This window comes from Saccharospirillum mangrovi (assembly GCF_003367315.1).
Taxonomy (GTDB): Bacteria; Pseudomonadota; Gammaproteobacteria; order Pseudomonadales; family Natronospirillaceae; genus Saccharospirillum; species Saccharospirillum mangrovi.
In genome coordinates, this window is sequence record NZ_CP031415.1 from 615,363 (window position 1) to 630,726 (window position 15,364).

A 15,364-nucleotide genomic window follows, 5' to 3' on the forward strand; every position below is an offset into this window, starting at 1 on the left:
ATTCCAGCCCCGCATGCGTCAAGCCAAAGCCCCTCGACCTCGTAAAACCCGTCAGCGCGATTCGCGCGTTACCGACCGCTTCCAATACCGCGATTTTCTGGCACCCCGTTACTGGGGCGCCTGGTGTTTTATCGGCTTTATGCAGCTGATCGGACGGCTGTCTGAACGCGGTCGGGTGCGGGTTGCGGGCTGGCTGACGCCGCCGTTGATGACGCTGGCACGCAGCCGTCGTCACGTCGCCGCACGTAACCTGCAACTGTGTTTTCCGGAACTCAGTGAAGCCGAGCAACGGGCATTGCTCAAACGCGCGTTTTTCTCGTACATCCTGGGCATGCTGGAAACCGCTCGTTCCTGGGTGCAACCGATGGAACCAATGCGCGACAAAGTACGCTGGGAAGGGCTGGAACATCTCGATGCGGCGCAGTCGAAAGGCCAGGGCGTGTTGTTGGTGGGCGGCCATTTCACCATTCTGGATATGGCCGGCGCGTTGTTTGGTCTGATTCGTGAATACGATCTGATTTACCGCAAACACGACAACGAGTTGCTGAATTATTTTATGACCCGTTCGCGCGAACGCTGGTGTTCCCGCAGCATCGCCCGACGCGATATGCGCGGGCTGATTCGCTCGCTGCGCGAAGGCCGCATCGTCTGGTACGCGCCGGATCAGGATTACGGCCGCAAGGCGTCCACCTTCGTGCCGTTCTTCGGCATTCCGACCGCGACCGTGACCATGACCACCAAACTCGCCCAATCGAGCAATGCCGTGGTGGTGCCGGTGTTTTTCTATCGCGATGAAGACCCGAGCAACTATGTGGCCCGCTTCGAAGCGCCGTTGCCGATTCCCAGCGACGATGCCGATGCCGATGCCGCCGTGTTCAACGAATGGTTGGAAGCCAGAGTCCGCGAACAGCCCGAGCAATATCTGTGGCTGCACAAACGCTTCAAGACACGTCCGTTGGGCGAGCCGTCGGTGTATTGATTGAGCGCCGAGTGGCGCTCAATGGGAGACGCTTGATGGAAGACGGGAGACGCTCTTTAGCGTTTAGCGTCTCCCGTTCAGCGTAAAGCGGGCGCCGCCGCTAGGCGGCGCCTCAATGCAACTTCAAGCGCGGCCGGATGGCGTGGTTCAGTCGATCGATCAACGCCAGCATCAGCGTTCGCGTCACACCGTGCAGCGCCATCTGGTGCTGGCGATACAGACTGATGTACACCAGGCGTGCGATGCGGCCTTCGATCATCATCGAGCCACCCGTCAGATTGCCCATCAATGAACCGACGGTGCTGAACCGGCTGAGACTGATCAACGAACCGTGGTCTTTATAGCGGTACGCCAGCATCGGTTTACCGGCTTTCTGACGTTGCAGATTTTTCAGAATGTGGCTTGCCATCTGATGCGCCGATTGCGCCCGAGGCGGCACCCAACTGCCATCCGGTTGCGGGCAGGCGCAGCAATCGCCGAGCGCCCAGATTCGTTCGTCGCGCGTGGTTTGCAGCGTCTCGTTGACCATCAATTGGTTGTTGCGTGCGCTTTCCAGACCGGCAATGTCCTTAAGGAAATTCGGCGCCCGCACACCGGCCGCCCAAACCAGAATATCGCCTTCAATCATTTCACCGTCTTTGGTTTCCAGCGCGCCTTTATGGCCGCGCACCACCTGAGTGTTGTGGCGCACTTTCACGCCCAGTTTGCCCAGTTCGGTGATCACTGAACCGGCAATGCGATCAGGCAGTGCCGGCAGAATGCGCGGCCCGGCTTCGAGCAGACTGACCTGTAAATGTTCCGGCCCGATGTGGTCGAGATCGTAGTCCTGCAACACTTTTGCCGAGTTATAGAGTTCGGCTGAGAGTTCCACGCCGGTGGCGCCACCGCCGACAATCACCAGTTTTAATTGTTGGTCCTGACCGGCGGCGCGAGCGCGATCCTGGCGCAAAAAAGCGTTCAGTAAGCGGCGGTGAAAGCGTTCGGCCTGGCCGGGTGCGTCGAGCTTCAGGCAATGCTCGTCGATGCCGGGAATGTTGAAATCGTTGGTGACGCTGCCGAGTGCGAACACCAGTTGGTCGTAGCGCACGCGGCGTTCGGCGAGCACCGTCTGGCCGTCTTCATCGACCAGCGGCGCTAACACGACTTCGCGTTGGTCGCGGTTTAAATCGCACACCGAACCGAGAATAAAGTGGAAATGATTGCGCCGGGCGTGGCCGCGATAATTCACTTCATCGACACCGGCATCCAAAGAACCGGCCGCCACTTCGTGCAGCAGCGGTTTCCACAAATGGGTGTTGTTGCGGTCGATTAAGGTGACGTGGGCTTTGCCTTTGCGGCCCCAGCGGCGACCGAGTTGCGTCGCCAGTTCCAGCCCGCCGGCGCCTCCGCCAATGATGACAATCTGTTCGATGTCCGGTGTTTTGATGTCGTGGTTCATACACAAGTCCCAAAGTTGAAAAGAAATCGGTGGCGGGTTTCTCGACGGCGTTAAGCCGTTTCATCGGGTACGAAACCTGCGCGGGCCGGATCGAGCCGAACCGCCGTGGCATAGGCTAACGGCCATTGCCAGCAATCGTCGAACGGTCGTTGCAGCAGTACGGCGGCCAGAGCGCGCAGACTGCCAGCGTGGGCAACGATCATATCGTCGCGTTCAAATTGTAGTGTTTCGGCCCAGTCGGCGACGCGTCGGTACAGATCGCGACCGCTTTCACCGCCAGGCATGACGAAATCCAGCGGCCGTTTGGCCCAGGCATCCAGGCTGGCGCGGTCGATGTCGTCCCAACGTTGGCCTTCCCAGTCGCCGAAATTCAGTTCTTGCAGCGCCGGTGTCAGCACGGCGTGCTTATCCAGTGTTTGGGCCAATTCAGCGCAGCGTGGTGTCGGGCTGCAAAATAGCCGTCGCCAGGGTGGCAATTGGGCGCGGATTCGCTGCGCCGTTTGCGCTGGCGTTGCCACCAAGATGGGGTCGCTGCGGCCATAACAGAAGCCGGTGTTTTGCGGCGCGCCGTGGCGCAACAGCAGGGGGCTGTTAAACACCGAGTGCGACCCAGACCAACAGCAACAGCAGTTCCTGCAATTGCTGCGCGCCGCCCAGACAATCGCCGGTGTAACCACCGAGCCGGCGGCGGAACCAGCCGGTCAGAATGGCACGCAACAGCAACGCCAGCGGCAGCGCCCAGATCAGTGTTGTCACCGACGGCAGTAATAGCAATGCCAGAACCGGCACAGCCGCTATGAACGAAGCGATGACGCCAAAATGCGTCGCCAGCGGTTTGCTTTTGGATTCGGCGTCGGCGCGGGCGTAGTCGAGCGTCCATAACGTCGAGATCGACCAGAACCGACTCCAGCCGTGCAGTAACGGCAGCAGCCAGAACGCGGCCAACGGCTCGGTCGATAACACGACACTCAGTGCGTACCAGCGAATGCCCATCGATACGATTAAGGCCGCTGCGCCGTAGGTACCGAGTCGGCTGTCTTTCATGATGTCGAGCGCGGCTTGTCGGGTATAACCGCCGCCCAGGCCATCGAACAGATCGGCCAGACCGTCTTCATGAAAGGCGCCGGTCAGCAGCAAGCTGACGCCGAGCATCAGGCCGACGGCCAACGGTGTTGGGAACAGCAGATTCAAGCCGTAAAACGCGGCGGCCAACACAACGCCGACGACGACACCGACCCAACTGAAATAACGGCTGCCGGCGTTTAAATAGTCGTCGTTAAAGACCACACCGGATGGCGCGGGCAATCGAGTGAAAAACACCCAGGCGTTGAAGAAGGCGTGATACTGGCGGACGAGCTGGCGAATCATTGAGCGCCGTCCTTGCTGCCCTTTTCTTTGCTAACCCCGGCGCTGTCGAAACTCGCCATGCCGGTAAAAAACGCCAGTGCCGACTGTATCAGCGGCCAGGCCAGAACGGCGCCGGTGCCTTCGCCGAGGCGCAAATTCAACTGCAACAACGGCTGGACGTTCAATGCGTCGAGCAAACGGCGATGGCCGCTTTCGTCCGAGCAATGGCTGAACAGGGCGTAGTCGAGAATAGCGGGGTGATCGCGCCACAAGGTGGTCAGCGCTGCGGTCGCCAAAAAGCCATCGACGATAAAGGGTTTGCCGGCTGCCGCTGTGGCCGCCATAGAGCCGGCCATCATCGCCAATTCCAGGCCACCCAGGTGTCGCAAAATGGCCGCGCCGTCTTTCAATTGATGTCGATGCAGGGCGATAGCCGCGTCAATCACCTCGGCTTTGTGTGCCTGCATTTGGGTTGAAGCGCCGGTTCCTGCACCAACGCAATCGGCCGCTGGCAACTGCAAACAAGCCGCCATCAACGCCGCGCCGGCCGTGGTGTTGCCGATGCCCATTTCACCAAAACTGAGTACATCGGCGCCCCGGTCGAACGATTGTTGCGCCAGCTCGGCGCCGGTCTTTATGGCTGCATCGAACTCGGAGATTGTCAACGCCGGTTGCTGGCTGAAATCGGCGCTGCCGTTAGCGATACGGGCGTTGATCAGGTCGGGATGGTCGGGCAGAGCGTCGCCATCAATGCCGGCATCAACCACCTTCAGCGGCACGCCATGCTGTTGGCAAAACTGATTGATGGCCGCGCCACCTGCGAGAAAATTCAGCACCATCTGGCGCGTCACTGCACTGGGGTACGGGCTGATCTGTTGCGTACAAACGCCGTGATCGGCGGCAAACACCCAGTGGTGCAAATGCTTGAGTTGCGGCATCAGGCTGTGTTGCAGACGTGCGATCTGTGCGGCGAGGCTTTCCAATCGACCGAGTGAACCGGGCGGTTTGGTCAGGTTGTTCAGGTGCTGCTCAATGGCAGCGTTTAGGTCGGACGCCAGCGGGCGAATGTCAAAATCAAATGGCATGAGTTGGTTTCAACCGTTGCGCTAAACCGGCAACGACCCAGGTGACTTCGTTGGCGAGTTCCGCCAGTTCCTGATGCAACCAACCGGCTTCATCCACAAAGCGCCGGCTTAATTCACCGAGCGGCACAATGCCCTGACCGACTTCGTTACTGACCAGCAGCCACTGGCCTTTGGTGTGTGCCATTGTCTGCAAAAACACCTGCCGTTGTTGCGGCCAGCCCTCGGGGTTTTCAGTCAGCCAATTGCTGAGCCAGAGCGTCAGGCAATCGACCAGAACGGTCACGCCGCTTTGGTCAAATTCCGCAACGGCCGAGGCCAGTTCGAGCGGACATTCATGGGTTTGGAAACGGACATCGCGTCCGGCCTGATGATGCGCAATACGCGCCTGCATTTCAGCATCGCCAGCGCGTGCGGTAGCGAGATAAATCAGCGGGTCGGACTGAGCTAAAGCGCAGCGTTCAGCAAAGCGGGATTTACCGGAACGGGCGCCACCGAGGATCAGATGAACGGTCATGCAGGTGGCTGTCTAAAGTGTCCACGGAGCCTAACACTAAACGTACAAAAGCGACTCTTGAAAATAGGTCCGACAGGCACATCTGTATCAGTGGTGGGCCGGTAACGGCATGGTGCTGTTGCCAGCACCCCACCGAGGAGAACAGCCATGAAAACGGGTCTCTACTTGATGGCGACCTTGGGGCTGGTCGCCGCCGCTGCGTTGCCCGTTCAGGCCGAAGATGTCTGGACCGGTGGCGTTGGTATAGCGGAACGAGAACAAGCCCCCAACTACAACACCCGCATTGAATGTTTTGTTGCCAGCGGGTCTTATCTGGCCGGTATCGATTACACCCTGTACAACGCATCCGGACAGCCAGTTGCCGGTGGTCAAACCGATGGCCCTTGGCTGCGGGTGCAATTACCGGCGGGTGATTATCGTATCGAGGCTATTCGGCCGGACACCGGTGACGCACAGAGCGCTCACTTTACCGTGGCCGGTGGTGTGACTTCTGTCGGACTGCGTTTTCCCGACTAACTGAACCTGCGCGCCGCCATGATTGGCGGCGCTTTTATTGCTGATCAATACCGATTCAGGTGTCGATTGTACTAATAAATTATAAAACCGATGCCGAAAACACTGGCCTCTAGAGGTTTTATACCAATACTTTATAAGCACATTTATACCATTAAATTATAAAATCTCTCACTTTTACACCACTACCATAGCCTATGCATATGATGGATTTGATAGTAATAGTTTAAGGTGATTTTTATTGGAAAGACGTCCGGCACTTGGGATTTTAAGTTTTCGAAAGCAACATCCTGTTACATGGCTCTGTTTGTGAAAATCGATTTATCCAAGCAATCTAATGGTAATGCTCGGGAGTTTACATGTGGCTGTGGCCACAAGTAGTAGAGTTACAGGATATATGCGTGCTTTCTAATGTTGGGCTGAAATTTTGAGGTGAGACCGATGCCACTATATGAAACGAATTGTAAGCTGCCGGCTGAAGTGAAAGCGGAGGTCGACCGCAAAGCCGAAGAGCGAGTGCGCTTGATGAAGGCATATAGCAGATCCGAAGCAGGGAGACGACGCTGGGCGTTTTTGGCATCCGTTAAATCGCCAGTCAGCAGTGGTGTTTTAGCTGGTAAGTGATGGTAGTAATATTAGATGTGTTTTCGTGGCTATTAGTTAACGATGAATTGCCGAGTTGTTCATTATAACATCCTTACAGGAACATTTGCGAAACTCGAGATATGTAAAAGACGACCTGTAAGTGCCTAGAAAAGTTACTGTGATTCAATGAATCGGAGTTTCAATAAACACTAACGGTAATAGGTGCTGATATTAAGCCACTTGTTGAAATAGTACTTATAGGCGAAATTGTTACTCAAGCTAAATTTGCTGAGTTGGCAGCTTTCCAACTTGAAAGCACTACGGATCTCATAGAAACATGGTCAGCTATTCAGTCGATTTTAGTTGCTACTGCAAATGTTTCGAAGATTTTATGGCCTTCTAATAGAGGTAGTATTCAGCGCGGAAAGCACTTGCGAAATCTTCTTGGTGTGGAAGACGATAATTTACTCTCCGAGCGGACTTTTCGAAATCACTTTGAACACTACGATGAGCGAATAGAAGAATGGTTCAAAGAAAAAAACTCTGCTGTATACATGGACTATAGAATTGATCCTTTTAGTCCCAATGCAGATGTATTTCCGCAGTACTTCCACCGAAGTTATAACCCATCTACAAAAACGCTAACCTTTCGAGGAAAGTCGATCGACCTTGAAGCGACTTTATCGGAGCTCGCAAAGATTCGAGTGAAGTGTCTTAACTTCGCCCTTCCGTAAATAATGGGTATCTGTTTTTTAGTATAAAAGCGGACGCGATCGCAGCTATATTAGTTCATTGAACCATTGTTAAATGAGGGGATTACAGTCTAAGGCTGCTTCAATCAATAATTTAGAGGTGTTTTTAATCACGTTAGATAAAGGGGGCAATGTGAACTCAAGTATATATCTCGCTTATTGGGCCGATATTACTGCTATTGCGGGTTTTATAGTGACACTGGCTGGTGCTGGTGTCGGCATTCACGGGTATTGTGTGTATCGATGTAGTTGGAAGAGAAAGACGGACGCACTGGTTGCTTATCTCAAAAAGAAAAAGGATGAAGCCTCTGGCGACAAGAAGGGGCAGCAAACGGCGATGCACCTGATTCGTTATGTCGGGCTTACGGAAGACGAGATCCTGAAAATCAGTTTCGAGAACGAGCATGTTGAACGTTCCGTGGGAATGGACGACCAGGGGAAGGCAGACACTCTCTACTTTGAATACAAGCGATAGGTGGGCCAGCGAGTCGTAACGGTGTTGAAACTTGTCGTAAATGCGTGGAGCTGGCTGAAGCTTTTCAGAGAGTCTCGGGACCAATTCGAAACCAGCTTCGCGTTACTGAGTAAGTCTTCTAAGACCTTTTACCATGAATAGCGTGGAAAGTTTATCTGCATACTGTAACTACTCCGAAGTGGATTCGCTCTTGGTTTTTTCTAGTCTTTGCTCTAAATCAGAAGCTAACGATTCAGCCATTTGAAGAAACCCTTTTAGACGATTGAGGCGGTCCTCTAATCGCTCTTGCTCTTCTGCACTTGGGTTAGGTTTGGCTTCTAGATTATGTTCATTATAAATTATACGTACAATAGAAATATCGGCGTCTTCACCCACACCCGCTTCTTCAGCTAGTGCAGACCATTCTTGAGATTCCTCAAGGGCACTTTCGGCAGCTCTTACTAAACAATAGCGAATAAGTAATCGTGCAGAATAATCTATCCCGTCGATAACCTTTAGCCAAGACTGTGACTCTGTGTCTTGGATGTCATCGCCAGCCTCTCTTATCCTACTAAAGAATCTTGGTGTGTGGTTATCGGGGTCAAGCTTTTCAAGTAATCGTAGTGCTGGTTCCAGGGCTTCAAAAGGTCGGCTTCCATCTGGTAATTCATGCCGATGCTTCCAGAGATCCAGGATAGCCTCACTACAATCACGCATTCTGGATGGTTTTTCTTCGGAGGCTGCATTTTCTGCATCATATATTAACTCTGCGATATAATGGGCCATCCAGCGTCCAAGAGTATCAACGGACTGATCGAGATCCAATTCTCGGGTAAGCTTTTTTCCCAAATCGAGCACAGCTCTAGAGCGTTTTGATGCTACCGTCTTTTTTAATAAGGAAGAGTCTGGCGCTTGCTGGTGTGAATCTGGTTTCGTCATCGTAATTATTTTCCCAATGAGAGGAGCGGCGACGCCGCTCGATTTCTACTTTCACAATTAAATCCATTTCTAGCCTGTGTAGGAGATTGAATACAAACTGAAGAGATGATTGTAGACGAGTCCCGCTTTCTAGGTTCGAATCGTCATTGTCTCGATCACGAAAGTTTCCCCATGTATGGGAGCACAGACTACATGTATCTTCATTTTCAACAAACCAATGTCGATTTTCGGTATCGGATTTAAGTTTCATACATTGAATAACAAATTCTGCAGGAGCAGGTGGCGGATAACTTACGGCCCCTGCCCATGGATCAAATTCGTCTAATTTACTACTTTGAGGTTGATCGATAACCCACCCTTTAAGCTGAAAACCATTAAAATCAATTTGTGAATCGCATGCATCAGGAATTCGATAATGATGTGGATTGACTACACTTTGTAAAGCGCTTAGCAAAGCTGTAGATCGATTAGAGGAGACGAGAGCACTGTTGATATTAATCGATTCATTTCTGCGCCCAGACATCCTATTCCAGTGCCCCCACAGATTGATAGTATTGTCTTGAGGGATAAGGAGTTTATCAAAGTCACTACGTGTGAGTTGCCAGCGCCAGTCTTCAGATTCTATGTCCTCTTTCCATGCGACTCGCTCAAGCGGATGTGGGTCTCGGCGGTCAGCAAGCCAGCCATAGTCCGAGCGACTTAGATCATGGCGACTGAGCCATTCACAAAAATCATCCTCGCATTCGTCAACAACATTGTGAACAGGATACCGGCTTAGAATTTTACCAGCGGCTACCATCATTGCATGATATGAAAGATAAAATCGCAATTCGTCTGCGCGTGGATATGAGCCATGTGAGTGGTGAGTTTCCCGATCTTGATAGATTTGTTTCTTATGTCGCTCATCTGCATCCCAGCGGCTGCTGGTTGTTAAATTCCAGTCGTCTCTTATAACCGACAAGACTTCCCGCTCAATCAGCGATTGAGATTTGCCAAAGCATCTTCCAAGTGGTTCCAACCAATAAGGTCCTATGTCAATGCCGAAGTAAAAACTGTCTTCGTCATCATCATCGGTCTCAGGGGGGGCATAATTAATGTGGCTATTGGATTTTGATCCTAGAGGAGGGAATGGGGAGGTGTTGATGGACATAAGTCGTGACCGAAGATTGTTCTTTGGGTCTATAAGTCCGGCGTCAAGTATTGCCAGTAGTATGCGTTTTGCAAACTCTCTAACTAGAACGTGAGGTTCGCTATTGAATGCGAGTTGAGTAAGAAAGTCAGTATGATCGACAAGGACGACGGGGTAGTCCTTTGCAGCACGCGATAATCCGATCAGTAGCCATAACCGCGCATGCATGTCGTAAAAATGCAGGCGTGCATCATGAAATGCACTGACAGATGCGCCACTTGCAAATACAACTAAATGATTAACTATCTTATGGAGGTTAAAAGTGTAAAATGCACGAACCACATGGGCTGCTTCCCAACGCAGGCTTGCGCGTGGTGCTGCTAGGCACCCCCACACACATCCAGCTAGCGAGCTTTCAATATCAAGCGGAGGTGAGAAATTACTTGACCATGGGCCATCACCATCACTGACCTCCAATACGGGATCGAGCAAGTCCAAGCCGAATGAGAGCACTTCCAGTGCATGTTCTTTAGTCATCATCGGTGTAAGAAGGCCTACTAACGTAAACAAACGGCTCGCGTTTGCGATGTCAGAAGCTTCTCCTATAGCGGTCAAGACTTCTGTCAGGATGTCCTTTTCTGAGAGGTCCGACTGCTCGCATGCTATGCGAAGAGGAAGTCTTTCATAATGACGGCTTTTTGTGATTTCCATGCAAAATCGGCGACAGAAACATTTTATTATTTTTGCCAGGGCTGGCTTTACAGAAACTCGATATTTCCAGCTCTCCGGGAGGCATTCAAGCAAGTAACGTAGGTGATAGAGATCGAAGTCGCCGACTTCGGCAACTGCTGAAATAAACTCAGCTTCTTTGCCAGCAATGACACGTCTACAAGCTTCTTCAAAAAAGTGTTCAATATAGTGTGGGGGCTCTGAATTTCTGAAGTATCGATAGGCACACGCAATATCGTTGGAGGAACTGAGATCAATGCTGGAAAATAATTGTCCCCAGTCGCGCTCGCTTTTTCTGGATTTAGTGAATTGGTTACTGGGTATATAGTGGTTTTTTTCTGTTTCCTCTTTGAGTTCAAGAAAATTTATTCTCTCAGAAATTTCCGGAATGGCTATATTGTGGGTGCCTAATATTGATTTAAACGTCTTCCATGTCATAGCGCTTTGCTCTTCAAGCGCCATGTAGCGGTAAATAAAATCCGAAACAACTTGCTTTTCTGTCTTGGTTATATCCGCTTCTAATGCATGCTGTAGTAATTTCGGTTTATCCCATCGTGCGCGAATGGCAGTCAATGTCAGTGCAAGTTTAGGATTCAGATCTCCGCGTGAAACGAGGAAGTTGATTGCGATAGGCAGTGTTTCCTCAAACCACCCGAAATTTCTATCTCGCCAACGGCTTAATATTGCAATGGATGAACTTCCGCATAAGCCTGTAATTGCTTCTACAGTAGCGATCCAATCAAAATACTTATCGCGCACAACATAGTCATACGTTAGTTCTGCGCACCGAGCCAGTCGAAATGCAGAGTGCGGTTCTGGCTTCTCCTGTACGGCCGCGCGCTCAGAAAGGTTCAGTAGTGCTTCCCATCGGTCCAGGTTCTCATCACCGACTTTGCTGGCTACCTCAACTGCTTGATTGAAATAGTAGGCTGCTTCCGAATGGCTTTTTGTCAGTATCGCCCTTGCCAGCTTTATGAAACCGTCAGACTTAGATTCAGCATCTTCACGTTCCTCAAGGCAACGCTTGAATGATTGATTGGCATATTCGAGTGAGTATTTTGCAGGAGCAACTGAATGTGCCAATTTTCGTGAAATATTTGTAAGTGTTGTTGTAGGTAGCGGACGATTTAGTCCTCTTATCCACTGATCGAATGGATCGATCAGCCGCGAGTCAGCCCTATCAGTACTTAATAGGATATCAAGCCAAATCCTGGCAATATAATTGCTGGTGTCTGAATCTTCCCGGTAGCTATGATGTTTTACACTCTCAGCGGCAGATTTAGCATCATCGAACCTGCCTGGAAAATCGGCAAGCGATATTGGGTGTACTAGTGCGTCAGCCCACAGCTGTATCCAGGGTAAGAGGGCGCCGACACTCTCTTTGAAATCTCGAGCTTCCTGTGATTCGGAATATGTCTTGGCTGCTTCTAACTCCTTCCGCAATTCATCGTGAGCTAGCTCAATCACGTCGAGTTTTTGGCCAGAAAGCGCGGCCCTAAGCGTATAGGCACGAAGTAAAGGAAGACGAAGTATACCATGGCGTGATGCGAGGCTACGCGGAGGTGATGCGGGCAAATAGCGGCTTAATAGTGCAATCAAAACATTTCGATCGCTCACAGACAATCTATACGATGATTCAACAAGTGTTGTGATCATCTCGATCAAGGAAGCATCTTCATTGTGCCAATGGTCGTTGTCTTTTAGCGTGACATGTCGGCTGGTAACGAGCCGAAGGGCTTTTTCAACGATACCCTTTGGTGGATTTCGGTATACATCCCTTAATTCTTGTATAATGGCAAGCGAAAGACAAAAATTGTTTCCTGCGGCAATCGCGAGGTTATCGAGTTCGCTGAAACGACCATGATCAATAAGTCGGATCGCTAACATTCTGCCAATGCGGAATGAGATGCTACGAGGTTGCCATCGACGGAGCTCATCAGCGCAGCTTTGTGCACCATAGATGTTTAATTGAGCTGTTGCTATTTCCAGAATATCACTATCTGTAATCTCTTCATTTTGTCGCCCTTCCTCTGGAAGCCGACTCCAGTTTTCCAGCCATTCGTGAGCCATTCTTAACCTGGATCCGGCATCACCCAGAAGTTCACTATGTCCAGATAATAAACCGGCTTCGTATGCATGGTGAGACCCTACCCATCCTGATCCAAATGTGCGCCTAGAAACGAGTTCTTGTATGCGGTCGCTGTCCAAAAATTCTGCAGCTAAGTCAGTATTTGCTTGAATCAATCGACGCTGACGTTCATCACCTGCACTTTCTCCGCCAGCTTTTAAGGCTAATTTTGCTGCATCGGGGTAACGCTTATTACGTAGACTGGCTTTAAGCGCATAATGGAGGCGCTGTAACTCGACATCCCTTTTCTCGATGGGACTATCAGTTGGGAGACCATCAGAAGATAGTGCAAGTTCGACAAGCTCAGTGAATTGTCCTGCTTCCAGTAGAAGTTGAGGTAAACTGGATGCGACGTAAGCACTGCTCGAGGCTAGTGGCTTCAATCCTGATACGAAGTCTGCCAGCGCAGAGTCGTTTGGTTTGAATTTCTCTCTAAACCATGTCTCGGCTGGCTCATCGAAGAACTGAATTGTATTTCCACTGATCAGCAGGGGGCGGCCGAGGTCAAGCGCAAAACTCTTGATCGCTGGTTCACTGACTCCCGACATTGATGCCAAAACAGATATGGGGATCAGTGGGCGGAGTGCGGCAATGCCTGCGCAGATTTTATCTATTTGAGTTTTTTCTACACTCCCTGCGGCGTCCTGAAGTTTTGATATAGATTTTTCTAATAAGTTGCCAATCGTATCTTCAACGGTGGTTGGGTTTGGGCCTAGTGCCCGTAAAGTTTCGCTAAGGGAGTTGTTTTGAGACAGTGCGAGAGCTTGGACTCGCGGGTTATGGGAGCTTAAGCGATGAAATTCGTGGACGTCTTGTTCAGTCGCCTCAGGAAACGCCTGGATCAAATGTGCAGTCGTTTCAGCTAAGCTAAAAGGGGATAGGTTAATCCGAAGAACATCTGTTGGCGGTGCTAAATACTCTTGACGATGGGTCCTACATAAAAAGACAAAACGTACCCCTTCCGGTACTTGTTCTCGTATTAAATCTTTGACAAATGATCGGTTTTCGCCAATTTCCTCAGCTGCCATTTGTGCGTTGTCTGCTGCATCTATAACGATGCAAAGAAGTGCATCTGGCTTCTGACTTCTCAATGAATTGATGCTTTGCCTAAGGCGGTAGATGAAAGCTTTTACATAAGCTGAAGGCTCTGCATGACGGCTTGGAATTAATGGGTGGCATATGCCTTGAGATGCCAGTTCATTCGAGATTTGTACCAAGGCATCCTTGTGCCGGTGTCTGTACCCACTGGCGCTACGGTATTGCCCATCACCAAAGCAGTCATATAGTACACTCAATGATCCTGTTGGCAGAGCTGACCTGATGCGTGTTGCAAGTATAGATTTTCCAACACCACCATCTGCATGAATGATAATGGGAATATCTGAATCCACTATTCTTTTATGAATTTCTGGCTCTTGCTCGCGAGGAACCATGTGATCCGTATCTTTTATGAGACACGGAGCTGGAAATAGGTAGTCTTCGTCTGTTTTCAGTACTCTCAGTACATCCATCTTGGTGATTTCAGGATTCTCTGCACTAGAGGATAGGGCCTTCTTGGTTACTAGTTCTTTGAGTAGAATAGGCGCGTCAACGTCAATATCTGGCAGGTAGTTTTTGAGATCGTGGTTTAACAAATTCCATGCGTTCCATAATCCTGAGTGACTTTCATCAAGATGGAGTAGCTTGCAGAAACTTTTTAATGATGCTCCGCTAAGCCCGGTGAATTTTTCGAGCTTTGATTGATTAGTTTGATTTTGAATCTTTCTTTCGTTACCTGCTTCCCAAATGCTTTCCAAGAAAGAACTGTTAATCTGGCGGTTAGAAACAAACCAAAATTCCAACTTGTTCTCCAAGTTCTCATTAGGGAATCGCTCTTGAATAGCTTTATATCTTTCTGCAAATCGGGACAGGGTCTTTTCAAGCTCGCTAGGTGGCCAATTTTTGTCGATTCTTAGTGTCGAATGCTTGACCTGGACATATCGGATGCATGTTGCCTTTTCTAGCGTGGCACTGCCGTAATACTCTCCGACATCAATGAGTTCTTCTCCCGCGGTAACAGGTTTAGAGGTGCCCGTTTCTGAGGATGACGCACCTTCGATTGTAATGGCTTTTAGAGTTGTATTAGGGGAAAGAAGAAGAAGACATCGGCGTGCCGCCCACAAATAGTGAAATTGATCTCCATCTCGACTTGCGCGGACTAAATCTGTGTCGGACATTATTATTGTTTAATCCCTTGGTTGGTGGAGTGAATTCTCTCCAACAGCCTGAGCGATCCACGATTGATGGTCTAGCTCAGATGGATGTTAGTGCTTTTCACTCCTTGGGCGGGGGCGTTGATGAAGAATTTCAATGGCGTGGTTTAACTGATTCCGCAAAAGCCATGCCAGGGCTCGTATTGCTTTACCTGCGGGCCTAGTCCCAAAGCTTAGCATCAAAGGTGGTACATTTATCATCAACACTTATACACGTCCAAGTGCTTGTTTTCGAGTTTGTCCAAAGAATAGGCAGACTGTAATCCCCCAAATTTCCAACCGCAGTTATTCGTAGAGAGTTATGCAGCCTGCAATAGTCGTGCTGTTGCGACTATAAATTGTCCAGAATGCCTGGAAACGCCCTATCTAAAGCGTCAATGCTCTAAACGACAGGGGGTGAAGTAAAATTGGGAAATTTTCAACATCTCTCACTAAGCCATGTTCTCCTTTAATCGTGAGGAGAAACCCAGTCGAGAAAATCTTGCTCCTGAAATACTGGGTTACTCTGAAGCCCTTCAGC

At 50.4% G+C, this 15,364-nt stretch carries 10 protein-coding genes; 3 read left to right on the forward strand and 7 right to left on the reverse strand.

Annotated features, from left to right (window positions below):
* Window positions 1-13 precede the first annotated feature (13 nt).
* On the forward strand, window positions 14-979 hold the full coding sequence (locus tag DW349_RS03000; RefSeq protein WP_108126713.1) for an LpxL/LpxP family acyltransferase: 966 nt from the start codon (window positions 14-16) through the stop codon (window positions 977-979).
* A 112-nt stretch (window positions 980-1,091) separates the two neighbouring features.
* On the opposite strand, the gene DW349_RS03005 is transcribed toward DW349_RS03000, so the two are convergent.
* Genes DW349_RS03005 through cobU form a run of 5 tightly spaced genes read right to left on the reverse strand, consistent with a single transcriptional unit; the run spans window position 1,092 to window position 5,363 of the window.
* A complete protein-coding gene (locus DW349_RS03005; protein WP_162824606.1) occupies window positions 1,092-2,417 on the reverse strand; it encodes an NAD(P)/FAD-dependent oxidoreductase in 1,326 nt (441 codons plus the stop codon).
* 50 nt (window positions 2,418-2,467) lie between these two features.
* A complete protein-coding gene (locus DW349_RS03010; protein WP_157954426.1) occupies window positions 2,468-3,016 on the reverse strand; it encodes a histidine phosphatase family protein in 549 nt (182 codons plus the stop codon).
* Window positions 3,009-3,785 (reverse strand): adenosylcobinamide-GDP ribazoletransferase, encoded by a 777-nt coding sequence (locus DW349_RS03015; RefSeq protein WP_108126715.1) that lies wholly within the window; start codon window positions 3,783-3,785, stop codon window positions 3,009-3,011. The genes DW349_RS03010 and DW349_RS03015 overlap by 8 nt, the downstream gene beginning before the upstream one ends.
* Window positions 3,782-4,849, reverse strand: coding sequence for a nicotinate-nucleotide--dimethylbenzimidazole phosphoribosyltransferase (gene cobT / locus DW349_RS03020; RefSeq protein WP_108126716.1), 1,068 nt, complete (start codon window positions 4,847-4,849; stop codon window positions 3,782-3,784). The genes DW349_RS03015 and cobT overlap by 4 nt, the downstream gene beginning before the upstream one ends.
* Window positions 4,839-5,363: a bifunctional adenosylcobinamide kinase/adenosylcobinamide-phosphate guanylyltransferase gene (gene cobU, locus DW349_RS03025; RefSeq protein ID WP_108126717.1), complete on the reverse strand. Its 525-nt coding sequence runs from the start codon at window positions 5,361-5,363 to the stop codon at window positions 4,839-4,841. The genes cobT and cobU overlap by 11 nt, the downstream gene beginning before the upstream one ends.
* Before the next feature lie 147 nt (window positions 5,364-5,510).
* Between cobU and DW349_RS03030 the strand changes: the two genes are divergently transcribed.
* Both DW349_RS03030 and DW349_RS03035 read left to right on the forward strand, forming a co-directional pair.
* On the forward strand, window positions 5,511-5,879 hold the full coding sequence (locus DW349_RS03030; RefSeq protein ID WP_108126718.1) for a hypothetical protein: 369 nt from the start codon (window positions 5,511-5,513) through the stop codon (window positions 5,877-5,879).
* Window positions 5,880-7,268: 1,389 nt separating this feature from the next.
* Window positions 7,269-7,688: a hypothetical protein gene (locus DW349_RS03035; protein ID WP_108126719.1), complete on the forward strand. Its 420-nt coding sequence runs from the start codon at window positions 7,269-7,271 to the stop codon at window positions 7,686-7,688.
* Between the two features lie 168 nt (window positions 7,689-7,856).
* On the opposite strand, the gene avs3b is transcribed toward DW349_RS03035, so the two are convergent.
* Both avs3b and avs3a read right to left on the reverse strand, forming a co-directional pair.
* Window positions 7,857-8,606: an AVAST type 3 anti-phage protein Avs3b gene (gene avs3b / locus DW349_RS03040; RefSeq protein WP_108126720.1), complete on the reverse strand. Its 750-nt coding sequence runs from the start codon at window positions 8,604-8,606 to the stop codon at window positions 7,857-7,859.
* Entirely contained in the window at window positions 8,530-14,808 is a 6,279-nt protein-coding gene (avs3a, locus tag DW349_RS03045) for an AVAST type 3 anti-phage nuclease/ATPase Avs3a (RefSeq protein WP_108126722.1), read from the reverse strand. Before avs3a ends, avs3b begins: the two co-directional genes overlap by 77 nt.
* Window positions 14,809-15,364 lie beyond the last annotated feature (556 nt).